The sequence below is a fragment of the Janthinobacterium sp. GW821-FHT03A03 genome, assembly GCF_059421435.1.
This window is the reverse complement of sequence record NZ_JBWKUZ010000013.1, coordinates 66,177-88,742: the sequence shown is the minus strand read 5'-3', so window position 1 is coordinate 88,742 and position 22,566 is coordinate 66,177. Positions and strand designations below refer to the sequence as shown.

Here is a 22,566-nt window from a genome sequence, read left to right as displayed (position 1 = left end):
CGGAGCCCGCATGACCTCGACCGCATCCAGCACCCCTTATGGCATCTGGCCATCGCCGATCAGCGCGGCCATCGTCGCCGCCGGCGCCTCGCCGCTGACGCAGCTGGCCCTGGGCGGTGCCGATGGCGCCGATGTGTTCTGGCTGGCCGGGCGCGCCAGCGAGGCGGGCCGCAACACCCTGCTGCGCCAGCGCGGCGCGCGGGTCGATGAACTGACGCCGGCACCGTTCAATGTGCGCAGCCGCGTGCATGAATACGGCGGCGGCGCCTATGCCGTGGCCGGCGATAGCGTGTATTTCTCGCATTTCGCCGACAACTGCCTGTACCGCGTGGCCGGCGACGGCGCGCCCGAGGCGTTCACCACGGGCGGCAACACGCGCCACGCAGACTTCGTCGTCGATGCGGCCCGCTCCCGCCTGATCGCCGTGCGCGAACAGCATCCGGAGCAAGGCCACGCGCATCCGGAAAACTGCCTGGCCGCCGTCGGCTTCGACGGGCGCGAAACGGTGCTGGCGCGCGGCCACGACTTTTATGCGGCGCCGCGCCTGTCGCCGGACGGCAGCCAGCTGGCCTGGATCAGCTGGGACCACCCGCGCCTGCCGTGGCAGGGCACGGAACTGTGGCTGGCCGACGTGCAGGCGGATGGCACGCTGGGCTCGCCGCGCCTGATCGCCGGCGGCGCGCGCGAGTCGATTTGCCAGCCGGAATGGTCACCGAACGGCTTGCTGCACTTCGTTTCCGACAGCAGCGGCTGGTGGAATCTGTACCGCCTGCACGGCGCCGACATCGAGGCGCTGTGCCCGATGGAAGCGGAATTTGCCACGCCGCACTGGACCTTCGGCGGCAGCATGTACGGTTTCCTGTCCGACGACGAGATCGTCTGCACGTATATCCAGTCCGGCATCAGCTACCTGGCGCAATTGAGCGTGGCGGCGGCCAAGCTGGAGCCGATTCCCCACCCGTACCAGGAAATCCGCGAACTGCGCGTGGGCTCCGGCTTCGTCGCGCTGCTCGGTGGCAGCCCCACCATCGCGCTGGAACTGGCGCGCATCGATTTGGCTAACCACGAGCTGGAAGTGCTGGCGCAGTCGATCGCTGCCCTGCCCGCGCTGGCTTACCTGTCCGTGCCGCGCAGCTTGAGCTTTCCTAGCAGCAACGGCCGCACGGCGCACGCCTTCTTCTATCCGCCGAAAAATGACGAGGTGCAGGCGCCGGCAGGCACCTTGCCGCCCGTCATCGTCATCAGCCACGGCGGCCCCACCAGCATGGCCAGCAATACCTTGAAGCTGGCGACGCAGTACTGGACCAGCCGCGGCATCGGCGTGCTTGACGTCAACTATGGCGGCAGCAGCGGCTTCGGCCGCGAATACCGCGACGCGCTGCGCGGGCAATGGGGCATCGTCGACGTGGAAGACTGCATCGCCGGCGCCCGCTACCTGGCGGCCAACGGCCTGGCCGACCCCGAACGCCTGATCGTGCGCGGCGGCAGCGCGGGCGGCTTGACGACCCTGTGCGCGCTGACCTTCCACGACGTCTTCAAGGCCGGCGCCAGCTACTATGGCGTATCCGACCTGAAGGGCCTGGACGACGATTCGCACAAGTTCGAATCGCGCTACACCGACTACCTGATCGCCCCCCAGCCGCAGGCCGATGCCCTGTACCGCGAGCGCTCGCCCATCCACCACACCAATAAATTGTCGCGCCCGATGATCTTCTTCCAGGGCCTCGATGACAAGGTGGTGCCGCCGCAGCAGTCGCAGCAGATGGTTGACGCCCTGCAGGCGCGCGGCGTGCCCGTCGCCTACGTGCCCCTGGAAGGCGAGGGACACGGCTTCCGCAAGGCGGAAAACATCGTGCGCACGCTGGATGCGGAACTGTATTTCTACCAGCGCGTGTTCGGCCTGCCCGTGGCGGCCGGCGAGCCGCCCGTGCATATCGCCAATCTGCCCGCATGACCGACCCGCATTTGGACCAGCACCTGCTAGCCGAATTCGCCGCCCTGGAGCAGCACGAACAGATGATCCTGGCCTTGCTGGCCATCACGGGCGAGCCGGTGGGCAAGCATGCCGTGTATGAACACTTGCAGCGCGCCAATGTCGTCGAGCCGGACGGCACGCCGTTTTCCCTGCTGGTGGTGACGAACATGCTGCAGCGGCTGACGCGTCTGGCGCTGGCCAGCGAGGTGGTGGGACGGGGTTTCGCCTGCGAAGCGAAGCTGCGCTGGCCCGCCATGCGTGCCGCCATCGAGCATCTGGTGTTCCGCGACCTGTGCCAGGCCATCGAGCTGATCAATCCCGTGCGGCGCAACTGGGACGGCTATGTGGAATTGCGCAGCTACCGGCAAGGCGTGGCGCGCCTGCGCATCGCCCTCTTGCGCAATGACGAGGTGCGCCAGGTGGCCGCCATCCTGGCCGCCTGCATGGCCTGCTATGAAGCGCAGCAGCTGCATCCGCTGATCGAGATCTTCGGCCGGCCGTTCGAGCCGGAAATGTTGTCTTTCGTCATGCCGCAACTGCAGGATGACGTCCTCGCCGTGCTGCTGGGCAACGCCCCGCGCGAACCGGCCACGGCGCACGCCATCCGCGCCTATGCGCGCGCCCATCATGCGCGCCAGGCGGCGGCCGGCGACCACATCGGCGCCGCCCTGCCGCTGGCCCTGGCCGAGGACGCCCTGCTGTGCGGCGAACTCGACGCGGCCGCCCGCTACCTGGCGGGCCAGCAGGGACCGCAGGCGCTGTTTGTCGACAGCAGCATCGCCCTCTTGCGCGGCGAACACGCGCACGCCGTGGCGGGCTTCGAAACGGCCCTGAAAGGGCTGCGCAAGGAGGCGGGCAAGCGCAAGCTGTGTTTCACGGGCATCGGCGGCCACCTGTACGTGCTGGCCTTGCTGCGCGGCAACGACGCCAAGCTGCTGAAAACGGCGGAAACCTACCTCGACATCGCCCTGCACGCCCAGCCGAACCACGACAGCATCGTCTACCAGCAGCTGAACATGCTGCGCATGGTGCGCGCCGGCGTGCTGCAAGCCGAAGGCATTCCCACGCGCAACTGGGAAACGGGACTGCAGGCCCAGCTGTTCCAGGCCTTGCTGTACTACTGGCTTGCGCTGCCGCAATTGAGCGAACGCAAACCCCAACTGACATTGCTGGTACAGCAGGCCGACGCGGCCGGCTACGACCTGATCGCCGCGCAGGCGGCCGGCTTGCTGGGCCTGATGAGCGAGCCGCAGCAGGAGCGCTATGCGACGGCCAAGCGGGCGCAGCACGGCCTGACGGACATGGCGCCGTGGTTCGAGCGCCAGGAAGCATGGCAGCGCCAGCTGAGCGCCCTGATCAACCTGCAGCAGAACGCGCCGGCCGAAGCCGTCGGCAGCGTCTCGCGCCTCGTGTGGCTGGTGGCGTTCGACCCGCGCTTCGGCCTGACGGCCGTGGAAGTGCGCGAGCAGAAGCGCGACGCGCGCGGCGGCTGGAGCAAGGGCCGCGCCATGGGCCTCAAACGCCTGGCGGAAGAAGCGGGCGACATCGATTTCCTCACGCCGCAGGACGCCCGCGCGGCCGGCAGCATCGCGCCGTTCAAGCAATACTATTCGTCGGCACCGCGCTATGAAGTCGAGCTGGACAAGGCCGCCGTGCTGCTGGTGGGCCACCCGCTCGTGTTCTGGCTCGATCACCCCGACACGCGCGTGGAACTGATCGCCGGCGCGCCCGAGCTCCTGATCAAGTCGCACGAGGGGCAGCTATGGCTGGGCATGCAGCCGCCGCTGCCCGACAACGGCGGCAACGTCGTGGTGCAGCGCGAGACGCCGACGCGCCTGCGCGTGGTGCACATCCTCGACGAACACCGGCGCATCGGCGCCATCGTGGGCCTGGGCCTGTCCGTACCCCTGCATGCGGAAAAACAGGTGATGCAGGCCATCGGCGCCATCTCGTCCATGGTCACCGTGCAGTCCGACATCGGCGGCGGCGCGGGCGACGCGGAAGTCATCACGGCCGACCACCGCCTGCACGTGCACCTGCTGCCCTACCAGCAGGGACTCAAGATGCAGATTCTCGTGCGGCCGCTGCACGACAACGGCGCCTATTACGCGCCCGGCAGCGGCGCCGAAAGCGTGTTTGCCGACGTGGCAGGGCGTGCCGTGCAGGCGCGGCGCGACCTGAATGCGGAACGCGAAGCGCAGCGCCAGCTCATCGGACGTTGCCTGGTGCTGGAAGAGGCCGATGAAGAGCATGGCGAGTGGCTGCTGGGCCAGCCAGCGCTGGGCCTGCAATTGCTGGTCGAGCTGCAGGCGCTCGATCCTGCCGGCATCGTGCTGGCCTGGCCCGAGGGCGAAACCATGCGCGTATCGAAACGCATCGACAGCGGCCAGATGCGCCTCAATATCAGGAGCGAAAAAGACTGGTTTGCCGCCAGCGGCGACGTGCAGATCGACGAAGACAAGGTGATGGATTTGCGCGCCTTGCTCGATTTGATGCAGAACAATAAAAGCCGCTTCGTGGCCCTGGGCGACAACCAGTTCCTCGCACTCAGCGACGAATTGCACCGCCGCCTGTCGGAACTGGCCGCGTATGGCGAGGCGCATGCCGATGGCGTGCATATCCACCCGCTGGCCGCGTTCGCGCTGGAAGAGCTGGCCAACGATGCGGGCGGCGTGAAGGCCGACAAACTGTGGCGCGAGCACCTGCTGCGCCTGCGCGCCCTCGACGACTTTACGCCGCAGTTGCCCAGCACCCTGCAGGCCGACCTGCGCGACTACCAGCTGGCCGGCTACGAGTGGCTGGCGCGTCTGGCGCACTGGGGCGTGGGCGCCTGCCTGGCCGACGACATGGGACTCGGCAAGACTTTGCAGGCGCTGGCCCTGATCCTGGCGCGGGCGCCGAACGGCCCCACCCTCGTCGTCGCGCCCACCTCCGTGTGCATGAACTGGATCAGCGAGGCGCAGCGCTTCGCCCCCACCTTGAAGGTGAAGCTGTTCGGCAGCGGCGACCGCGCCGACATGCTCGACACCCTGCAGCCGTTCGACCTGGTGGTGGCCAGCTATGGCTTGCTGCAGCAGGAAGCCCAGCTGTTCGCGGACGTGCGCTGGCATACGATCGTGCTCGACGAAGCGCAGGCCATCAAGAACGGCGCCACCAAGCGTTCGCAAGCCGTGATGGCCCTGCAAGGCGATTTCCGCATGGTGGCCAGCGGCACGCCGCTGGAAAACCACCTGGGCGAACTGTGGAATCTGTTCCGTTTTATTAACCCGGGCTTGCTGGGCACCCTGGACCAGTTCAATTTGCGCTTTGCGGGACCGATCGAAAAGGATCAGGACAAGCGGGCGGCGGCCGGCGCGCGCCTGCGCCTGCGCCGCCTGATCGCGCCATTCATCCTGCGCCGGACAAAAACGCAAGTGCTGTCGGAATTGCCATCACGCACGGAAATCGTGCTGGAGGTGGAACTGTCGCCGCCGGAAACGGCGCTGTACGAATCCTTGCGCCGCGAAGCGCTGGAAAAGCTGGCCATGGTGGAAGGGCCGGCGTCGAAAAAGGCCATCCAGATCCTGGCCGAAATCATGAAGCTGCGCCGCGCCTGCTGCAATCCGCAGCTGGTGGCGCCCGAGCTGGGCCTGGCCAGCAGCAAGCTGGCGGCCTTCGCCGAACTGCTGTCGGGTCTGCTGGAAAACCGCCACAAGGTGCTCGTCTTCAGCCAGTTCGTCGACCATTTGACCCTTATCCGCCAGCACCTGGAGCAGCATGGCGTCAGCTACCAGTATCTCGACGGCGCCACGCCCATGCAGGAGCGCAAGCGCCGCGTGGATGCCTTCCAGGCGGGAGACGGCGACGTTTTCCTGATCAGCCTGAAGGCGGGCGGCATGGGCATCAACCTGACGGCGGCCGACTACGTGATCCACATGGACCCGTGGTGGAACCCGGCCGTGGAAGACCAGGCCTCGGACCGCGCCCACCGCATGGGGCAGTTGCGCCCCGTCACCATTTACCGCCTGGTGGCGAAACACACGATCGAGGAAGGCATCGTCGAATTGCACCAGCACAAACGCGACCTGGCCGACAGTCTGCTGGAAGGCAGCGACGCGGCCGCGCGCATGTCGGCCAATGACATGCTGGGCATGCTGCAGGAGGGCTTGAAAAAATGAACAGCCGGTCCCGTTCCATGCGATTATTCCTGTTTCTTCGCCCTATTTCCCCATGACCGACTTCATCGCCACCAGCGCCGGCCAGCGCGCCACCTTTTTGTGCGGCAAATCCTGGACGGCCTACGTCAGCACCTTCATCATCGCCGTGCTGCTGTTCTTTGCCGCCTTGCCGCTGGCCTTCAAGCACAACACGCGGGCCGCCTTCGTGGTGCTGGTCGGCTCGGCCCTGATCGTCGGCTACCGCCTGTTGACCATCCGCAGCTACCAGCTGTATTGCGACGAGGCAGGCGTGTGGCTGGCGTCCGGCATCTTGCCGTGGAAAAAGAAACTGACGGGCGTCAAATGGCGCGACATGGATGAAGCCGTCTACGAAACGAACTTCTGGAGCTGGCTGTTCCAGTCCTACACGGTGCGCGTCAGCCAGCGCTACACGCAAGAAACGGAAATCCACGCCACCGGCATGGCGCGCGGCAAGGACGCCGTGGCGGACCTGAATGCGCGCCATCAGGACATGCTGCGCGGCGGCGCCGTCGTCGTCTAGCGCGGGAACGCCCGGCGCAAAAAACTGCGCAGCGGCGGCAATTAATGCTAATCTTTGGGCCGCCCAGGCAAGCAAGGCCAACCTTTCAATAGTTGTTTGTTACTTATATTATCAGTTTATTATTTACTGATTTTTACAAACAGCCAAATATTCAAGAGACCAACTATGCTGACAAGAAATAAAATTGCGCTCGCCGCATTGATGATGGCCTTTACGCTGACGCCGGCCAGCGCCGCCAAGAAACCGCAGAAAAGCGGCAAGGCAGGCACCAGCAGCAGCAAGAAGAAAACCGTCGCCAGGAAGGCTGTCGTCGCCACGGCTGCGACGGCAGCCACGGTCGCGGCCGTCGCCAGCGAGAACAGCAGCGACCGTTCCATGAATAACCTCAGCGGCCAGTTCCTCACGGCCCTGTGGCGCCTGGATCCGGAAAGCGCGATTTCGGTCGGCAAGTACGACGGCGCCGCCAACCTGAGCATTCCTGACGCGGCCAGCCGCCAGAAGCAATTGGCCTTCATCGAAGAATGGCTGGGCAAGTTTGGCAAGTTGAATGCCAGCAAGATGTCCGACAAGCAACGTACCGACCTGGCCCTGCTGACGAACAAGCTGCAAGCGGACCGCTGGTATCTGACCACCTTCCGCGAATTCGAATGGAATCCCGCCCAGTACAACGTGGCCGGCTCCATCGATTTCATCCTGAACACGGAATACGCGGCCCAGCCGCAGCGCCTGCGCACCTTGCTCAAGCGCATCGCCGGCGTGCCGCAATACTATGCGGCCGCGCGCGCCAGTATCAATCACCCCACGCGCGAGCATACGCAGCTGGCCATCGCCCAGAGCGCCGGCGTGCTCAGCGTGCTTGACGACCTGAACAAGACGGCACAGGGTTCCATCCTGACGCCGGCGGAAAAGCAGCTGTACAACGCCCGCATCGCCGCGGCCCGCACGGCCGTGCAAGGCTATGCGGCCTGGCTGACGGAACAGGATGCGGCGCTGGCGCAGAACGGCAATGCGCGCTCCTTCCGCATCGGCAAGGATTTATATGAACAGAAATTCGCCTACGATATCCAGGCCAGCGTGAGCGCCGAGCAGATGTACCAGAAAGCCCTGGCCGCCCGCGAAAAGCTGCTCGAACACATGGACAGCCTGTCCGACGAGCTGTGGGTGAAAACCATGGGCGGCACGGCCAAGCCGGCGGACCGCACGACGAAGATCGGCATGGTGATCGACAAGTTGTCGAGCAAGCACGTGGCGCCCGCCGATTTCGTGCCGGAAATCCGCCGCCAGATCCCGGAATTGCAGGAATGGGTGAGCAGCCACAATCTGCTGACGATGGACCCGAAAAAGCCGCTGGTCGTGCGTGAAACGCCCGCCTACCAGCGCGGCGTGGCCGGCGCCAGCATCGAGGCGCCCGGCCCCTACCGCCCGCAGGACCGCACCTATTACAACGTGACGCCGCTCGACGGCGAAACGCCGGAGCAGGCGGAAAGCAGCTTGCGCGAGTACAACCACTGGATCTTGCAGATTTTAAATATCCACGAAGCCATCCCCGGCCATTACACGCAGCTCGTGTACGCCAACAAGTCGCCGTCGCTGGTCAAGTCCATCTTCGGCAATGGCGCCATGATCGAAGGCTGGGCCGTGTATGGCGAGCGCATGATGCTCGAATCGGGCTATGGCAACAACGCGCCGGAAATGTGGCTGATGTATTCGAAGTGGAACTTGCGCAGCGTCACCAACACCATCCTCGACTACAGCGTGCACGTGCTGGGCATGACGGAAGCGCAGGCGCTGGACCTGCTGACGCGCCAGGCTTTCCAGACCAAGCGCGAAGCGACGGAAAAATGGCGCCGTGTGCAGTTGAGCTCGGTGCAACTGACTAGCTATTTCAGCGGCTACAGCGAAATCATGGACTTGCGCGAACAGCGCAAGCAGGCGCTGGGCAACAAGTTCGTGCTGAAGGATTTCCATGAGCAGTTCCTCAGCTACGGCAGCGCCCCTGTCAAAGTCATCAAGGAATTGATGAATTAAGCGGCGCTCGCCGTCAGCTTGCAAAGGGCGCTGCGGCGCCCTTTTTGCATGCGTTTGCGCCGCCGCAAACCAGCTACCGCCCTGTCGATTAAGCTGACGGGAAGGCAGGCGCCACCGCACTCCTCACTGGCAATTGCCGATTTTTCTGCTAGGGTGAGTTCGGGAGCGTCCATGCATATGCCCATCCAGTTCGACACCCTCGATTACGCCAAACGCCTCGCCTCGGCGGGCGTGCCCACGCAGCAGGCGGAGGCCCATGCGATGGCGCTGGGCGAAGTGCTGGGCTCGGCCGTCGTCGTGCATGGCGAACTGGCGGCGCTGGAGCGCAATCTGCTGGGGGAAATCAAGCTGGTGTCGCAACAGGTCGATACCAAGTTTGGCGCCCTGGAGGTGAAGATCGACGCGCTGGAACTCAGGCTCGACACCAAAATAGACGCCCTGGAGCAAAAATTCGACGCCCGCCTGGAACGCCTGGACTTGCGCCAGGGCGCGGACATGAAACGCGTGTACTGGATGATGAGCACCTTGATCCTGCTCAACCTGGGCATCCTCAGCAAACTGATGCTGCAGTAAGCGCACACTCACTTTCCTGGCAACAAAAAAGCCGCTGCTCCCGGGGGAGGTCAGCGGCTTTTGCTTGCGAGTATAGTAAAGCGTCTAGGACGCTTCTTCCGGCGCCTGGGTGGCCTTGACGAAGATGGGCGCCACCAGCAGGCCCAGCTCGAACAGCAGGCACATGGGGATGGCCAGCGAGAACTGGCTGACCACGTCCGGCGGCGTGACGATGGCGGCAATCACGAAGGCGCCGACGATGATGTAGGGGCGCACTTCCTTGAGTTTCGCGATGGAAACCAAGCCCATGCGCACGAGGATCACCACCACCACGGGCACTTCGAAGGTGGCGCCGAAGGCCAGGCACATCGACATGACGAAATCGAGGTAGTTTTCGATATCCGGCGTCACCGCGATCGACGATGGCGAAAAGTCGCTGATGAAGTGGAACACGCGGCCAAACACAAAGAAATAACAGAAGGCCACGCCGGCCATGAACAGCAGCGACGACGAGATGACCAGCGGCGCGATCAAACGCTTTTCATGCGTGTACAGGCCGGGCGCGATGAAGGCCCACATCTGGTACAGCACCCAGGGCAAGGCGACGATGAAGGCGATCACCAGGGTGACCTTCATCGGCACCAGGAAGGGCGAAATGACGCCGGTGGCGATCATTTTCGAGCCGGCCGGCAGCGAGGCGATCATCGGCGCGGCAATGAAGTCGTAGATATGCGAGGGGCCGGGCCAGTAAAACAGCACGGCGCAGACGACGGCGATGCCGATCGAGGCTTTCACCAGGCGGTTGCGCAGCTCGACCAGATGCGAGATAAAGGTTTCTTCCACCGGAGATTTGCTACTCATGAGTAAAAGGAGGAGGAACTGGCGCGCGGACGGAAACGCGCCACGCGGGCGGCGGCCGACTGCACGTGCTGCTTGCCGCCATGGCGCTGCTTGTACCAGCCGGGAACGGCGGAATTGCGCACCAGTTTCTTGCGGCGGAATTCGCGCGCCTTGCGGGCCAGGTCATCGTTGGTGGCGCGCAGCATGGCTTCATGGGCATCGTGATGCCCGTCATATGCACTGGAATCGCCGCGCCAGGCGTTTTCCACCTCGGCCAGGTTGCCGGAAATCGAGTTTTCCACGCCATGCATGGATTTCTCCACGCTTTGCTGGACGGAATGGGCCGCATCCTGCACTTCCTTCTGCAGGTTTTTCAGCTCTTCCAGTTCGATTTCGCGCGTGACTTCGGATTTCACCTGGTTCAGGTAGCGCTGCGCGCGGCCATACAGGGTGCCGGCCATGCGCGCCACCTTCGGCAGCTTTTCAGGACCGATGACTATCAACGCAACCACGCCGATGATGGCGATTTTAGAGAGACCGAGATCGATCATAAGCGGACAAGGGCTGTTACCGGACGAGGCAAGGGCCCCGCCACGCTATCAGGACTTGCTTTTCTCTTTCGTTTCGACGTCGATCGTGCTTTTGTCGGCCACTTGCGATGGCGCAGCAGGAGGGGTATTGGCGGCAGGCGCCTCATCGTCGCCCTTGACGCCATCCTTGAAGCCTTTGACGGCCTTGCCGATATCACCGCCGATATTGCCCAGTTTCTTGGTGCCGAAGACCAGCATCACGATAACCAGAACGATCACCCAGTGCCAAATACTCAATGAACCCATCACATTCTCCTTGCGGGACGGTGCCCGAATAGCGTCAACCAATGCCGGTAGTATACACGCGAACCCGGCGCACGGCGAAATCAGTGCTGGCCGCGCCAGGGGCGGGGACCGCCGTACACATGCATGTGCAGGTGGTACACCTCTTGCCCGCCGTTCGGGCCGCTGTTGATCATGGTCTTGAAGCCGCCGGCAGGCGTGCCGTCGGCGTCATAGCTGACGGCGCAGCCGAACTCGGCAGCGAGCTTCGGCGCCAGGCGCAGCAGCTTGCCCAGCATCTCCGTATGGCTGTCGTCGCAGTCGGACAGGGTCGCCACGTGGCGCTTCGGAATCAGGAGCAGGTGCACGGGGGCGGCCGGGTTGATGTCCTTGAAGGCCAGCAAGTCCTCGTCTTCATACACTATGCTCGAGGGAATTTGTTTTGCAGCAATCTTGCAAAAAATACAGTTATCCACGCACGCTCCAGTAGGTCAGTGTTTGTCTGTTTCGCCGGCGTCGCGCAGCTCATCCTTGCGCGCCGCCTTCTCTTCCAGGCCGGACAAGCCTTCGCGGCGCGCCAGCTCGTCGAGCACCTGCTGCGGCGTCAGGTCGAACTGCGCCAGCATCACCAGCGAATGGAACCACAGGTCGGCGCATTCGTACAAGACCTTTGACGGGTCGTTGTCGCGGCGCGCATCCTTGGCGGCCATCACGGTTTCCGTCGCTTCCTCGCCGATTTTTTTCAAAATCGCATCATCGCCCTTGGCGAACAGGCGCGCGACATACGAGGTGGCGGGGTCGCCGCCATTGGCCAGCTTGCGCGATTCGATCACGGCGGCCAGGCGTTTCAAGGTTTCACTCATTTGTTCTTGCTTTCCGCGTAAATCGTGTCGGGATCTTTCAGCACGGGCTCGGTGACTTGCCATTCGCCCGTTTTCTCGTCGCCTTCGAACTTCTGGAAGAAGCACGAATGGCGGCCCGTATGGCAGGCGATGCCGCCGGCCTGCTCGATTTTCAGCAAGACCACGTCTTCGTCGCAATCGAGGCGGATTTCCAGCACCTTTTGCGTGTGGCCCGATTCTTCGCCCTTGTGCCACAGTTTCTTGCGCGAACGGCTCCAGTACACGGCTTCGCCCAGCTCCACCGTGCGCGCCAGCGCGTCGCGGTTCATCCAGGCGAACATCAGCACGTCATTGCTGCCCGCTTCCTGCGCGATCACGGGCACCAGCCCGTGCTCGTCCCATTTGACCTTTTTCAGCCACTTGGCATTGCTTGCTACGATGGTTCCGTTCTGCATGTTCTTCTATCCCGCTGATATTGACTGCTTGCCTTTACGCCAGGCGCATGGGAATGCCCTGCTGCGCCATGAATTGCTTGGCTTCCTGCACCGTGTGCTGGCCATAGTGGAAGATGCTGGCGGCCAGCACGGCATCGGCGCGGCCCACCTTGATGCCGTCGACCAGGTCTTGCAAGCCGCCCACGCCGCCCGAGGCAATGACGGGAATGCTGACGGCGTCGGACACGCCGCGCGTCAGGCCCAGGTCGAAGCCCACCTTGGTGCCGTCGCGGTCCATGCTGGTAAGCAAGATCTCTCCGGCACCCAGGCTTTCCATTTTACGCGCCCACTCGAAGGCGTCCAGGCCCGTGGCCGTGCGCCCGCCATGGGTAAACACTTCCCACTTGCCGGGCGACACCTGCTTGGCGTCGATGGCGACGACGATGCATTGCGAACCGTGCTTTTGCGATGCCTCAAACACCAGCTGCGGATTCGTCACGGCCGAGGTGTTGATGCTGACCTTGTCGGCGCCCGCGTTGAGCAGGCGACGCACGTCTTCCACCACGCGCACGCCGCCGCCCACGGTCAGCGGAATGAACACTTGCGACGCCACCGCTTCGATGATGTCGAAGATCAAACCGCGGTTGTCGCTCGAGGCGGTAATATCGAGGAAAGTGATTTCGTCGGCGCCCTGTTCGTCATAACGGCGGGCAATTTCCACCGGATCGCCCGCGTCGCGCAATTCCGTGAAGTTGACGCCTTTGACGACGCGGCCATTGGTCACGTCGAGGCAGGGGATGATACGTTTTGCAAGCATGATGGGTTCCAGATTGTCGCCAGGCCAGGGAACGTGTGCGCGCGCCCCGGCCGGGCAGGCTTAAACGGCGGCGTCGGTCAGCTCGTCGGCGCGTTCCTGCGCCTGCGCCAGGTCGATCGTGCCTTCATAGATGGAGCGGCCGCAGATCACGCCCTCGATGCCTTCGGCCTGGACGGCGCACAGCGCTTCCACATCGCCGATGTTGTGCAGGCCGCCCGAAGCGATGACGGGGATCTTGACGGCTTGCGCCAGCTTGACGGTGGCGTCGATATTGATGCCGCCCATCATGCCGTCGCGGCCGATGTCCGTGTAGATGATCGATTCGACGCCGTAGGCTTCGAATTTTTTCGCCAGGTCGATCACTTCATGGCCGGACATCTTGCTCCAGCCATCCGTTGCCACTTTGCCATCTTTGGCGTCGAGGCCGACGATGATGTGGCCGGGGAAGGCGCTGCAGGCGTCGTGCAGGAAGCCGGGGCTTTTCACGGCCGCCGTGCCGATGATGATGTAGCTGATGCCGGCGTCGAGGTAGCGCTCGATGGTGTCGAGGTCGCGGATGCCGCCGCCCAGCTGCACGGGGATTTCCTCGATGTCGTTTTCCACGGCGAAGTCCTGCACCGCCTTGAGGATGGCTTTCACGGCGCCTTCATTCTTCGGCTTGCCGGCGAAGGCGCCGTTCAGGTCGACCAGGTGCAGCCGGCGCGCGCCTTGCATCAGCCAATGGCGGGCCATGTCGGCCGGGTCTTCGGAAAATACGGTGGCAAGTTCCATATCGCCTTGTTTCAGGCGTACGCAGTGACCGTCTTTCAGGTCGATGGCGGGAATGAGCAGCATGGTCAGTGTGGTTTAAAAGTGAGTGAGAAGCGGAAAAAAAGCCGGAAAACCAAGGTCAAGGTTGCCAGTGAACGAAGTTCTTGTACAGCTGCAAACCAGCGGCAGCGCTTTTTTCAGGGTGGAACTGTGTCGCGAAAATATTATCACGGGCGACGGCGCAGGCGAACGGCGCGCCATAGACAGTCTCGCCCACCGTGTGCGCCGCGACTTGAGGCTGAGCAAAATAGCTGTGCACAAAGTAAAAATAAGCATTGTCGGCAATGCCATCCCACATGGCATGGGATGCCGTCTGCCGCACTTGGTTCCAGCCCATTTGCGGTACCTTGAAGCGCGAACCGTCTTCCTGCACCTGGCCGTCGAGCTGGAAACGCACGACTTTGCCCGGCAGCAAGCCCAGACCGGCCGCATCGCCCTCTTCGCTGGCGTCGAACAGCATCTGCTCGCCGATGCACACACCGAGCACGGGCTTGCTGTTGGCGGCGCGCAACAGCGCCTCGAGCACGCCCGATTCGCGCAAGCTGCGCATGCAGTCGGGCATGGCGCCCTGGCCCGGCAGGACGATGCGGTCGGCGCCGTCGATGTCGGCGGGTGCGCCGGAAATGCGCACGTCGGCCTCCGGCGCCACGGCACGCAGCGCCTGCGCCACCGAGCGCAAATTGCCCATGCCGTAATCCACCACCACAATTTTATTCATGTTTAATCCCGGAATCTACAATATAGCGAGCGCGGCGCTTACAGGCTGCCCTTGGTCGATGGAATGATGCCGGCCGCGCGCTCGTCGAGCTCGGCAGCCATGCGCAGCGCGCGGCCAAAGGCCTTGAACACGGTTTCGCACTGGTGGTGGGCATTCGTGCCGCGCAAGTTGTCGATATGCAATGTCACGCCCGCATGGTTGACGAAGCCGCGGAAAAATTCCAGCGTCAGGTCGACGTCGAAACCGGCGATCATGGCGCGCGTAAACGGGATGTGGTATTCGATGCCAGGGCGGCCCGAGAAATCGAGCACCACGCGCGACAGCGCCTCGTCCAGCGGCACGTAGGCGTGGCCGTAGCGGCGGATGCCCTTCTTGTCGCCGATGGCCTTGGCCACGGCCATGCCCAGGGTGATGCCCACGTCTTCCACCGTATGGTGGTTGTCGATATGCACGTCGCCCGTCGCCTCGATATCGAGGTCGATCAGGCCGTGGCGGGCGATCTGGTCCAGCATGTGGTCGAGGAAGGGCACGCCGGTGTTGAGCTTTTGCTGGCCCGTGCCGTCCAGGTTGAGGGCGACGCGAACTTGCGTCTCGTTGGTGTTGCGCGTGATTTCTGCGGTGCGGTTCATGGGAGGCTCTGGCGATTAGCTAAACGAGGGATGCCTTGAAGGCATCGTAAAAAAGGGAATTCTCTTCCGGGGTGCTGACGCTGATGCGCAGGCAATTGGCCAGCGCAGCATGCATTTTACTCATATTTTTAATTAAAACCCTGCGGGCAAGCAGTTTTGCGCAAACATCGTCGGAATCAGCCACACGAATCAGAAGAAAATTTGCCTTCGAGGGAAATACCGTCACGCCCGGCAGTTCCGCCAGGCGCAGCGCCAGTTCGTCGCGCGCGCTGTTGAGCAAGTCCGCCTGCGCATTGAGCACGTCGAGGTGCTCGAGCGCGAATTCGGCCGCCGCCTGCGTCAGCACATTCACGTTATACGGCGGCCGCACTTTCTCGAACTGCGCCAGCAGGGCCGGCGCGGCCGACATATAGCCGAGGCGAATGCCCGCCAGGCCCAGTTTCGACACGGTGCGCATCACCACCAGGTTCTCGAATTCGGGCAGGCGGCCCATGAAGCTGTGCTGCGCGAACGGCTCGTAGGCTTCGTCGACGACGGCGATGCCCGTGTCGCCGAGGGCGGCCAGGAGGCGCTCGATGTCGGCGCCGGCAAACAGGTTGCCCGTCGGGTTGTTCGGATAGGCGAGGAAGACCAGCGCCGGGCGGTGCGCTTCGATCGCCGCCAGCATGGCGTCCATATCCAGGCTGAAATCGGCCCGCAGGGGCACGCCGACGAAATCCATGCCGGCAAACTGCGCCGAACGGGCATACATGACGAAGGCCGGCACGGGCGCCAGCAGCACGGCGCGCTGGCCCGGCTCTTGGCGGGCGCAAGCCATGGCCAGGATGGAGATCAGCTCATCGGAGCCGTTGCCCAGCATGACGTCATAGCCGGCCGGCACGCCCAGTTTGGCGCAGATGGCTTGCTGCAGGCTGGCGTAGGACGGCGGATAGCGGTTCAGCGCCACGCCGGCCAGGCGCGCGCCCAGTTCCTCGCGCAACTGCTGCGGCAGCGGATACGGGTTTTCCATCGCATCGAGCTTGATGTAGCCGCTGGCGTCGGCGACCTGGTAGCTTTTGACGGCCCGCACATCGGCGCGCACGGTGTTGCTGATTAACTGATCGAGGAAAGACATGCTGCAAACACTCCTGATGAAATTTAATGGAGACTAAACGACGACGTCTTCCGGCACGCTAACGTTGCGCGCCTTGCGGGCCGGCGCTTTTTTCACGGCGGGCGGCTTTTTCGCCGCCGCCGGCTTCTTCGCGGTCGCCTTGGCGGCCTTCGGCGCGGCACCCGTCGCCGCGGCACGGCGCTTGGCCGGCGCCTTTTTCTCAGGCTGCGGCGCGGCCGGCTCGGCCAGCTCCTGCGTCAATGCCGCCAGGCGCTGCTCGATGATGGCGCAGTAGTCGGGATTGAGCTCAAAACCGACGAAATCGCGTCCGCAGCGCCTGGCCGCCAGGGCCGTGGTGCCGCTGCCCATGAACAGGTCGAGCACCACGCCGCCGGGCGGGCACGAGGCCTTGACCATGCGCTCGATGATTTCCAGCGGCTTTTGCGTCGGGTGGTCGGCCCGTTCCGGGTGTTCCTTGTGCAGGCGCGAGACGCTCCACAAGTCTTTCGGGTTGTAGCCCACTTCCAGCCATTTCGCGCCGATGAAGATCGAGCGCGAGCGGGCTTTCTTGGTGGCCGCGTCGTAGGCGATGCGCACCGCGTCAAGGTCGAAGTAGTAATCCTTGCGCTTGACGAAGAAGCCGATGGTGTCGTGCACCGATGAAAAGCTGCGCACACTGCCGCCCATGGACGGCACGCGGCGGTCCCAGATGATTTCATTCATCATCGCCATGCGCTGTTTCAGCATGACGAAGATCTCCGGCGAATAGCGCCAGGTCAGAAAGATATACAGGCTGCCGTTGGCTTTCAGCTTGGGCAGCGCCGCATCGATCCATTCTTCCGTCCAGCGCAGGTAGTCGGCCACCGACTGCTGGTCCGAGGCATTGCCGTAATCCTTGCCCAGGTTGTAAGGCGGGTCCGTCAGGATCAGGTCCACGGAACCATCGGGAATGCGCGCCAGCCCCGCCAGCGCGTCTTCGCAATAGACCCGGTTGACCCAGTCCGGCTGGTCCGCCATCGTCGTCATGGCTGCGGCTTCAGACGCAGTTCGGCGCTGCGCGCGTGGGCCTGCAAGCCTTCGCCATACGCCAGGGTGGCGGCGACACGGCCCAGGGTCTGCGCGCCCGCTTCGCTCACGTGAATGATGGACGAGCGCTTCTGGAAGTCGTACACGCCCAGCGGCGACGAAAAGCGCGCCGTGCGCGACGTCGGCAGCACGTGATTGGGACCGCAGCAATAGTCGCCCAGCGATTCGGACGAAAAGCGGCCCAGGAACATGGCGCCCGCGTGGCGGATCTGCTCGGCCCACTGCTGCGGGTTGTCCGCCGAGATTTCCAGGTGTTCGGCGGCGATGCTGTTGGCGATCTCGCACGCTTCTTGCATGCTGCGCACCTTGATCAGCGCGCCGCGGTCGGCCAGCGAAGTGCTGATGGTGGCCTGGCGCGGCATCGTCGGCAGCAGCCTGGCGATACTCGCCTCCACTTGCGCGATGTACGCGGCGTCCGGGCACAGCAGGATGGCCTGCGCCAGCTCGTCGTGCTCGGCCTGCGAAAACAGGTCCATGGCGACCCAGTCCGGGTCCGTCGTGCCGTCGCACAGCACCAGGATTTCGGAAGGCCCCGCGATCATGTCGATGCCGACGATGCCGAACACGCGGCGCTTGGCGGCGGCTACATAGGCGTTGCCCGGGCCGACGATTTTATCGACGGCGGCGATCGTCTGCGTGCCGTAGGCCAGCGCGCCGACGGCTTGCGCGCCGCCGATGGTGATCACGCGCGTCACGCCCGCGATCGCGGCGGCGGCCAGCACCATCTGGTTTTTCACGCCATCGGGCGTCGGCACCACCATGGTGATCTCGCCCACGCCCGCCACGTGCGCGGGAATGGCGTTCATCAGCACGGACGACGGATACGCGGCCTTGCCGCCCGGGACGTAGATGCCGACCCGGTCCAGCGGCGTGATTTTTTGCCCCAGCACCGTGCCATCGGGCTCGGTGTAGCTAAAGCCGCGCAGTTCCTCGCGCTGGCGTTCGTGGAAGGCGCGGATGCGCTGCGCGGCGATCTGCAGCGCCTCGCGCTGGGCCGACGGCAGGCCGTTCAGGGCCGCCTGCAGTTCGGCTTGCGAAATATCAAACGCCGCCATTTCCGCCGCGCCGCCATGCGGGATGCGGTCGAAACGGTTGGTGTATTCCAGGACGGCGGCGTCGCCGCGCGTTTTCACATCGGCCAGGATTTTTGCGACCGACGTTTCAATCGCCGCATCGGTACCCGCCTCGAACGCCAGCAGCGTATCGAGCGATTGTTGGAAACCTTCCTGGCTTGAATCGAGCTTGCGTATCTGTATCGGCATAATCGGCTTTCTGCTACTGAATGTGTCTAGGCTTGTGAGGCAGTTTGCGAGGCGCGTTCAAACGCCTCGATAATCGGCTGCAAGCGCTCGCGCTTGAGCTTTAATGCCGCCTGGTTGACCACCAGGCGCGACGAAATTTCCATGATGTGCTCGACCTCGACGAGGTTGTTCGCGCGCAAAGTGCTGCCCGTGCTGACCAGGTCGACGATGGCGTCGGACAGGCCGACCAACGGCGCCAGCTCCATTGAGCCATACAGCTTGATCAGGTCGACGTGCACGCCCTTGGCGGCGAAGTGCTCGCGCGCCGTGTGCACGAACTTGGTAGCCACGCGCAGGCGCGCGCCCTGGTGCACGGCCTTTTCGTAGTCAAAACCGGCCTGCACCGCCACCGACATGCGGCAGGAGGCGATATTCAGGTCGATCGGCTGGTACAGGCCTTCGCCGCCGTGTTCGAGCAGCACATCCTTGCCCGCCACGCCGAAATCGGCCGCGCCGTACTGCACGTAGGTCGGCACGTCGCTGGCGCGCACGATGATGACGCGCACGTTCGGATCATTGGTGGCCAAAATCAGCTTGCGCGAAGTCTCCGGGTTTTCCAGCACCTTGATGCCGGCCGCTTCCAGCAGCGGCATGGTGTCTTCAAAAATGCGGCCCTTTGACAGCGCCAGGATCAGCTGGGAGCTGTCACCGTTGTTCGATCCGTTCATGCTCGTTCCTTGTTATTTAATACGTACGATGTTCGCGCCGACGGCCGACAATTTGACTTCCATGCGGTCGTAGCCACGGTCGAGGTGATAGATGCGGTCGATCAGGGTTTCGCCGTCGGCGGCCAGGGCGGCGATCACCAGCGAGGCCGAGGCGCGCAGGTCGGTCGCCATCACGGGCGCGCCGCGCAGCTGCTTGACGCCGGCGATGATGGCCGTGTTGCCCTCGATGGTGATGTCGGCGCCCAGGCGGTTCATTTCCTGCACGTGCATGAAGCGGTTCTCGAAAATCGTCTCGGTGACGCGGCTGGCGCCGTTGGCGATCGTGTTGACGGCCATGAACTGCGCCTGCATGTCGGTCGGGAAGCCCGGGTATTCCGTGGTGCGGAAGCTGACGGGGTTCGGACGGGCCGACATCTCGGCGCGGATCCAGTCGGCGCCGAAGGTCATCGTCAGGCCCATGGCGCGCAGCTTGTCGAGCGCCGCGTCGAGGATGTCGGTGCGCACGTTGCGCAGGGTGATGTCGCCGCCGGTGGCCGCCACGGCGCACAGGAAGGTACCCGTTTCGATGCGGTCGGCAATCACCGCGTGCGAGGCGCCGTGCAGGGCGTCGACGCCCTGGATCACCAGGCGGCTGGTGCCGATGCCGTCGATCTTCGCGCCCATGGCCACCAGCAGGTGCGCCAGGTCGGTCACTTCCGGTTCGCAGGCGGCGTTTTCCAGGATGGTCTCGCCTTCGGCGAGGGTCGCGGCCATCAGCAGGTTTTCGGTGCCGGTGACGGTGATCATGTCGGTGACGATGCGCGCGCCTTTCAGTTTGGCGCACTTGGCGTAGATGTAGCCGGCCTCGATGCGGATCTCGGCGCCCAGCGCTTCCAGGCCCTTGATGTGCTGGTCGACGGGGCGCGAACCGATGGCGCAGCCGCCCGGCAGCGAGACCTTGGCTTCGCCGAAGCGCGCTAGCATGGGGCCGAGCACGAGAATCGAGGCGCGCATGGTTTTCACCAGTTCATACGGCGCTTCCAGGGTGGTGATGGCGCTGCCGTTGAGGACCACGCGGTCGCCGTCCTGCTGCACTTTCAGGCCCGTCTGGCCCAGCAGCTTGAGCATGGTGGCCACGTCGTGCAGGTGCGGCACGTTCGTCAGGTCCAGGTCGCCCGCGGTCAGCAGGCCCGCGCACAGGATGGGCAGGGCGGCGTTTTTCGCGCCGGAGATGGCGATGTCGCCGTTCAGGCGGTTGCCGCCGTTGATGAGGAGCTTGTCCATGTGCTTATCCTTGGAATTCTTCAGGTGTCAGGGTTTTCATCGACAGCGCGTGGATTTCCTCGCGCATGCGGTCGCCCAGCGCCGCGTAGACGATCTGGTGGCGGGCGATCAGGCGCTTGCCGGCAAACGCGGGCGAGACGATCACGGCCTGGAAGTGCTGGCCGTCGCCCTCCACTTCGAGGTGCGTGCATTCGAGGCCGGCCGACAGGTAGCCGTGGATCAGTTCTGGAGTGGTGGTCACGATAAGTCCTTGATATTGAATAATGTAGTGATGTGATGTGCCGCAATTAGTGGCGCAAACGATAGCCGCTCTTCAGCAGGCGGATCGATGCCAGCGCCAGGATCACGAGGAAGCCGGCGACGATGGAAAGACTGAGCCACGGGCTGACGTCGGAGGTGCCGAAGAAGCCGTAGCGGAAGCCGTCGATCATGTAGAAGAAAGGGTTCAGGTGCGATACCGTCTGCCAGAAGGCGGGCAGCGAGTGGATCGAATAGAACACGCCCGACAAAAAGGTGGCCGGCATGATCAAAAAGTTCTGGAAGGCGGCCAGCTGGTCGAATTTCTCGGCCCAGATGCCGGCGATCAGGCCCATGGTGCCCAGCATGGCGGCGCCCAGGAAGGCGAAGATGACGATCCACAGCGGGGCGACAAACGACAGGTCGGCGAACCAGCAGGTGATGGCAAAGACGCCAAAGCCCACGGCCAGGCCGCGCGCGACGGAAGCGAGTACATACGCCGAGAAGATTTCCCAGTGCGACAGGGGGGTGAGCAGCACGAACACCAGGTTGCCCGTGATCTTCGACTGGATCAGCGAGGACGAGGAATTGGCAAATGCGTTTTGCAGCACGCTCATCATCACCAGGCCGGGAATCAGGAAGGCCGTGTAGCTGACGCCGGGGCTGGGCTCGACGCGGCCATCCAACACATGGCCGAACACCAGCAGGTACAGCATGGACGTGAGCACGGGCGCGGCCACGGTTTGCGTCGCCACTTTCCAGAAGCGCAGCGTCTCTTTGTAGACGAGGGTGCGAAATCCTGTCGAAATCATACGGTACCTTTATCCATGATCTGCAAGAAGATATCTTCCAGGTCGGCTTGTTGCAATTGCATTTCATCGATTTCGACGCCCGCCTCGCGCAGGCGGGCGAGGATTTTCTCGACTTCGCTGTATTCGTTGACGCGCAGGCTGAACTTGTTCGGCGCCTGCTGTTCTTCCGGGTGCAGCACCAGGTGCCGCAGGTCGGCCGGCAGGCTGCCGTTTTTCAGGTGCAGCTGCAGCTGCGAGCCGGCGATGCGGCGGATCAGCGCCGACATGGTGTCGAGCGCCACCACCTTGCCGGTCTTCAGCATGGCCACGCGCTGGCACATGGCTTGCGCCTCTTCCAGGTAGTGGGTGGTCAGCACGACCGTGTGGCCGCCCTCGCGGTTCAGGCGCGAGATGAACTTCCACAGGGTCTGGCGCAGCTCCACGTCGACGCCGGCCGTCGGCTCATCGAGCACGATGACGGGCGGCTTGTGCACCAGCGCCTGGGCCACGAGCACGCGGCGCTTCATGCCGCCGGACAGGGCGCGCATGTTGGTGTCGGCCTTGCCGGTCAGGTCGAGGTTTTCCATGACCTCGTCGATCCACTTGTCGTTGTTCGGCAGGCCGAAATAGCCGGACTGCAGGCGCAGGGTTTCGCGCACGGTGAAAAACGGGTCGAACACCAGTTCCTGCGGCACCACGCCCAGGTTGCGGCGCGCGTTGCGGAAGTCCTTGACCACGTCGTGGCCGTGGATCTTGACGGTGCCCGCGTCGGGGCGTATCAGGCCGGCGATGATGGAAATGAGGGTGGTCTTGCCGGCGCCATTCGGGCCGAGCAGGCCGAAAAACTCGCCTTCCTCGATGGCCAGCGACACGCCGCCCAGCGCCTTGAGCGATTTATAGCTCTTTTCTACATTCGTGATTTGAATTGCGGTCATGTGCTTGTTTCAAGTGTAATGCGTCTGGTGTGATGCG

The 22,566-nt window shown here is 63.8% G+C and carries 24 protein-coding genes; 5 read left to right on the top strand and 19 right to left on the bottom strand.

The genetic code is table 11. The features are described from left to right. Nucleotides 1–10 precede the first annotated feature (10 nt). From AC07VI_RS20825 to AC07VI_RS20815, 3 genes are read left to right on the top strand one after another with little or no spacing between them, the layout of a single operon-like run. On the top strand, nt 11–1,954 hold the full coding sequence (locus AC07VI_RS20825; protein WP_492991855.1) for a dipeptidyl-peptidase 5: 1,944 nt from the start codon (nt 11–13) through the stop codon (nt 1,952–1,954). Next, nucleotides 1,951–6,132, top strand: a complete 4,182-nt coding sequence (locus tag AC07VI_RS20820) for a DEAD/DEAH box helicase (RefSeq protein ID WP_492991857.1) — start codon at nt 1,951–1,953, stop codon at nt 6,130–6,132. Before AC07VI_RS20825 ends, AC07VI_RS20820 begins: the two co-directional genes overlap by 4 nt. A 52-nt stretch (nt 6,133–6,184) precedes the next feature. Continuing rightward, on the top strand, nt 6,185–6,673 hold the full coding sequence (locus AC07VI_RS20815; protein WP_492991859.1) for a hypothetical protein: 489 nt from the start codon (nt 6,185–6,187) through the stop codon (nt 6,671–6,673). Nucleotides 6,674–6,792: 119 nt separating this feature from the next. On the opposite strand, the gene AC07VI_RS20810 is transcribed toward AC07VI_RS20815, so the two are convergent. Continuing rightward, the gene (locus tag AC07VI_RS20810) at nt 6,793–7,050 is read right to left on the bottom strand and encodes a hypothetical protein (protein WP_319017228.1); all 258 of its coding nucleotides are present in this window, start codon (nt 7,048–7,050) and stop codon (nt 6,793–6,795) included. Between AC07VI_RS20810 and AC07VI_RS20805 the strand changes: the two genes are divergently transcribed. After that, nucleotides 7,049–8,701, top strand: a complete 1,653-nt coding sequence (locus AC07VI_RS20805) for a DUF885 domain-containing protein (RefSeq protein ID WP_319017227.1) — start codon at nt 7,049–7,051, stop codon at nt 8,699–8,701. The two genes, AC07VI_RS20810 and AC07VI_RS20805, sit on opposite strands and share 2 nt — an antisense overlap. A 171-nt stretch (nt 8,702–8,872) precedes the next feature. After that, a complete protein-coding gene (locus AC07VI_RS20800; RefSeq protein WP_157792441.1) occupies nt 8,873–9,274 on the top strand; it encodes a hypothetical protein in 402 nt (133 codons plus the stop codon). Between the two features lie 84 nt (nt 9,275–9,358). Here AC07VI_RS20800 and tatC read toward each other — a convergent pair whose 3' ends face one another. The 18 genes from tatC to AC07VI_RS20710 all read right to left on the bottom strand — a co-directional run bounded on the left by tatC (nt 9,359) and on the right by AC07VI_RS20710 (nt 22,529). Further along, nucleotides 9,359–10,114, bottom strand: coding sequence for a twin-arginine translocase subunit TatC (gene tatC / locus AC07VI_RS20795; RefSeq protein WP_035823092.1), 756 nt, complete (start codon nt 10,112–10,114; stop codon nt 9,359–9,361). Beyond that, nucleotides 10,111–10,644 (bottom strand): Sec-independent protein translocase protein TatB, encoded by a 534-nt coding sequence (tatB, locus tag AC07VI_RS20790; RefSeq protein ID WP_086147032.1) that lies wholly within the window; start codon nt 10,642–10,644, stop codon nt 10,111–10,113. The genes tatC and tatB overlap by 4 nt, the downstream gene beginning before the upstream one ends. A 48-nt stretch (nt 10,645–10,692) precedes the next feature. Beyond that, nucleotides 10,693–10,929, bottom strand: coding sequence for a Sec-independent protein translocase subunit TatA (tatA, locus tag AC07VI_RS20785; RefSeq protein WP_086147033.1), 237 nt, complete (start codon nt 10,927–10,929; stop codon nt 10,693–10,695). 80 nt (nt 10,930–11,009) lie between these two features. Beyond that, nucleotides 11,010–11,381, bottom strand: coding sequence for a histidine triad nucleotide-binding protein (locus AC07VI_RS20780; RefSeq protein WP_086147034.1), 372 nt, complete (start codon nt 11,379–11,381; stop codon nt 11,010–11,012). Between the two features lie 15 nt (nt 11,382–11,396). Further along, nucleotides 11,397–11,768: a phosphoribosyl-ATP diphosphatase gene (locus AC07VI_RS20775; RefSeq protein WP_034753849.1), complete on the bottom strand. Its 372-nt coding sequence runs from the start codon at nt 11,766–11,768 to the stop codon at nt 11,397–11,399. Beyond that, complete coding sequence (gene hisI, locus AC07VI_RS20770; RefSeq protein WP_086147035.1) at nt 11,765–12,202, bottom strand: phosphoribosyl-AMP cyclohydrolase; 438 nt, start codon at nt 12,200–12,202, stop codon at nt 11,765–11,767. Before hisI ends, AC07VI_RS20775 begins: the two co-directional genes overlap by 4 nt. A gap of 34 nt (nt 12,203–12,236) precedes the next feature. Next, nucleotides 12,237–12,998: an imidazole glycerol phosphate synthase subunit HisF gene (gene hisF, locus AC07VI_RS20765; RefSeq protein WP_070290307.1), complete on the bottom strand. Its 762-nt coding sequence runs from the start codon at nt 12,996–12,998 to the stop codon at nt 12,237–12,239. Between the two features lie 60 nt (nt 12,999–13,058). Then, the gene (gene hisA, locus AC07VI_RS20760) at nt 13,059–13,832 is read right to left on the bottom strand and encodes a 1-(5-phosphoribosyl)-5-[(5-phosphoribosylamino)methylideneamino]imidazole-4-carboxamide isomerase (RefSeq protein ID WP_099375468.1); all 774 of its coding nucleotides are present in this window, start codon (nt 13,830–13,832) and stop codon (nt 13,059–13,061) included. A 55-nt stretch (nt 13,833–13,887) separates the two neighbouring features. Next, nucleotides 13,888–14,526 carry an imidazole glycerol phosphate synthase subunit HisH gene (hisH, locus tag AC07VI_RS20755; protein ID WP_086147037.1) on the bottom strand — a complete coding sequence of 213 codons (639 nt, stop codon included), beginning with the start codon at nt 14,524–14,526 and terminating at the stop codon, nt 13,888–13,890. Between the two features lie 38 nt (nt 14,527–14,564). Further along, a complete protein-coding gene (gene hisB / locus AC07VI_RS20750) occupies nt 14,565–15,155 on the bottom strand; it encodes an imidazoleglycerol-phosphate dehydratase HisB (protein ID WP_010402123.1) in 591 nt (196 codons plus the stop codon). 19 nt (nt 15,156–15,174) lie between these two features. Next, the gene (gene hisC / locus AC07VI_RS20745; RefSeq protein WP_086147038.1) at nt 15,175–16,269 is read right to left on the bottom strand and encodes a histidinol-phosphate transaminase; all 1,095 of its coding nucleotides are present in this window, start codon (nt 16,267–16,269) and stop codon (nt 15,175–15,177) included. A 33-nt stretch (nt 16,270–16,302) separates the two neighbouring features. After that, nucleotides 16,303–17,274, bottom strand: coding sequence for a DNA-methyltransferase (locus AC07VI_RS20740; RefSeq protein WP_492991867.1), 972 nt, complete (start codon nt 17,272–17,274; stop codon nt 16,303–16,305). Beyond that, nucleotides 17,271–18,596: a histidinol dehydrogenase gene (gene hisD / locus AC07VI_RS20735; RefSeq protein WP_086147039.1), complete on the bottom strand. Its 1,326-nt coding sequence runs from the start codon at nt 18,594–18,596 to the stop codon at nt 17,271–17,273. Before hisD ends, AC07VI_RS20740 begins: the two co-directional genes overlap by 4 nt. Before the next feature lie 26 nt (nt 18,597–18,622). Continuing rightward, nucleotides 18,623–19,303 carry an ATP phosphoribosyltransferase gene (hisG, locus tag AC07VI_RS20730; RefSeq protein WP_035823105.1) on the bottom strand — a complete coding sequence of 227 codons (681 nt, stop codon included), beginning with the start codon at nt 19,301–19,303 and terminating at the stop codon, nt 18,623–18,625. Between the two features lie 12 nt (nt 19,304–19,315). Next, a complete protein-coding gene (gene murA / locus AC07VI_RS20725; protein WP_076569461.1) occupies nt 19,316–20,566 on the bottom strand; it encodes a UDP-N-acetylglucosamine 1-carboxyvinyltransferase in 1,251 nt (416 codons plus the stop codon). A 4-nt stretch (nt 20,567–20,570) separates the two neighbouring features. Continuing rightward, nucleotides 20,571–20,807: a BolA family protein gene (locus AC07VI_RS20720; RefSeq protein WP_010402134.1), complete on the bottom strand. Its 237-nt coding sequence runs from the start codon at nt 20,805–20,807 to the stop codon at nt 20,571–20,573. A 46-nt stretch (nt 20,808–20,853) separates the two neighbouring features. Then, nucleotides 20,854–21,615: an ABC transporter permease gene (locus AC07VI_RS20715; RefSeq protein WP_076569463.1), complete on the bottom strand. Its 762-nt coding sequence runs from the start codon at nt 21,613–21,615 to the stop codon at nt 20,854–20,856. After that, nucleotides 21,612–22,529 carry an ABC transporter ATP-binding protein gene (locus AC07VI_RS20710; RefSeq protein WP_086147040.1) on the bottom strand — a complete coding sequence of 306 codons (918 nt, stop codon included), beginning with the start codon at nt 22,527–22,529 and terminating at the stop codon, nt 21,612–21,614. The genes AC07VI_RS20715 and AC07VI_RS20710 overlap by 4 nt, the downstream gene beginning before the upstream one ends. Nucleotides 22,530–22,566: the final 37 nt, after the last annotated feature.

Bases quoted from the DNA above. Each gene is read 5' to 3' on its own strand.
- murA (WP_076569461.1), bottom strand. From the start codon at position 20,566: ATGGACAAGCTCCTCATCAACGGCGGCAACCGCCTGAACGGCGACATC.
- AC07VI_RS20710 (WP_086147040.1), bottom strand. From the start codon at position 22,529: ATGACCGCAATTCAAATCACGAATGTAGAAAAGAGCTATAAATCGCTC.
- tatC (WP_035823092.1), bottom strand. From the start codon at position 10,114: ATGAGTAGCAAATCTCCGGTGGAAGAAACCTTTATCTCGCATCTGGTC.
- AC07VI_RS20740 (WP_492991867.1), bottom strand. From the start codon at position 17,274: ATGACGACGATGGCGGACCAGCCGGACTGGGTCAACCGGGTCTATTGC.
- hisC (WP_086147038.1), bottom strand. From the start codon at position 16,269: ATGTCTTTCCTCGATCAGTTAATCAGCAACACCGTGCGCGCCGATGTG.
- AC07VI_RS20810 (WP_319017228.1), bottom strand. From the start codon at position 7,050: ATGGAACGGTCGCTGCTGTTCTCGCTGGCGACGGCCGCGACCGTGGCT.
- hisI (WP_086147035.1), bottom strand. From the start codon at position 12,202: ATGCAGAACGGAACCATCGTAGCAAGCAATGCCAAGTGGCTGAAAAAG.
- hisA (WP_099375468.1), bottom strand. From the start codon at position 13,832: ATGCTGCTCATTCCCGCCATCGACCTGAAAGACGGTCACTGCGTACGC.
- AC07VI_RS20825 (WP_492991855.1), top strand. From the start codon at position 11: ATGACCTCGACCGCATCCAGCACCCCTTATGGCATCTGGCCATCGCCG.
- AC07VI_RS20775 (WP_034753849.1), bottom strand. From the start codon at position 11,768: ATGAGTGAAACCTTGAAACGCCTGGCCGCCGTGATCGAATCGCGCAAG.
- AC07VI_RS20820 (WP_492991857.1), top strand. From the start codon at position 1,951: ATGACCGACCCGCATTTGGACCAGCACCTGCTAGCCGAATTCGCCGCC.
- tatA (WP_086147033.1), bottom strand. From the start codon at position 10,929: ATGGGTTCATTGAGTATTTGGCACTGGGTGATCGTTCTGGTTATCGTG.
- hisG (WP_035823105.1), bottom strand. From the start codon at position 19,303: ATGAACGGATCGAACAACGGTGACAGCTCCCAGCTGATCCTGGCGCTG.
- AC07VI_RS20805 (WP_319017227.1), top strand. From the start codon at position 7,049: ATGAATAACCTCAGCGGCCAGTTCCTCACGGCCCTGTGGCGCCTGGAT.
- AC07VI_RS20815 (WP_492991859.1), top strand. From the start codon at position 6,185: ATGACCGACTTCATCGCCACCAGCGCCGGCCAGCGCGCCACCTTTTTG.
- hisD (WP_086147039.1), bottom strand. From the start codon at position 18,596: ATGCCGATACAGATACGCAAGCTCGATTCAAGCCAGGAAGGTTTCCAA.
- tatB (WP_086147032.1), bottom strand. From the start codon at position 10,644: ATGATCGATCTCGGTCTCTCTAAAATCGCCATCATCGGCGTGGTTGCG.
- hisF (WP_070290307.1), bottom strand. From the start codon at position 12,998: ATGCTTGCAAAACGTATCATCCCCTGCCTCGACGTGACCAATGGCCGC.
- AC07VI_RS20715 (WP_076569463.1), bottom strand. From the start codon at position 21,615: ATGATTTCGACAGGATTTCGCACCCTCGTCTACAAAGAGACGCTGCGC.
- hisB (WP_010402123.1), bottom strand. From the start codon at position 15,155: ATGAACCGCACCGCAGAAATCACGCGCAACACCAACGAGACGCAAGTT.
- hisH (WP_086147037.1), bottom strand. From the start codon at position 14,526: ATGAATAAAATTGTGGTGGTGGATTACGGCATGGGCAATTTGCGCTCG.
- AC07VI_RS20800 (WP_157792441.1), top strand. From the start codon at position 8,873: ATGCATATGCCCATCCAGTTCGACACCCTCGATTACGCCAAACGCCTC.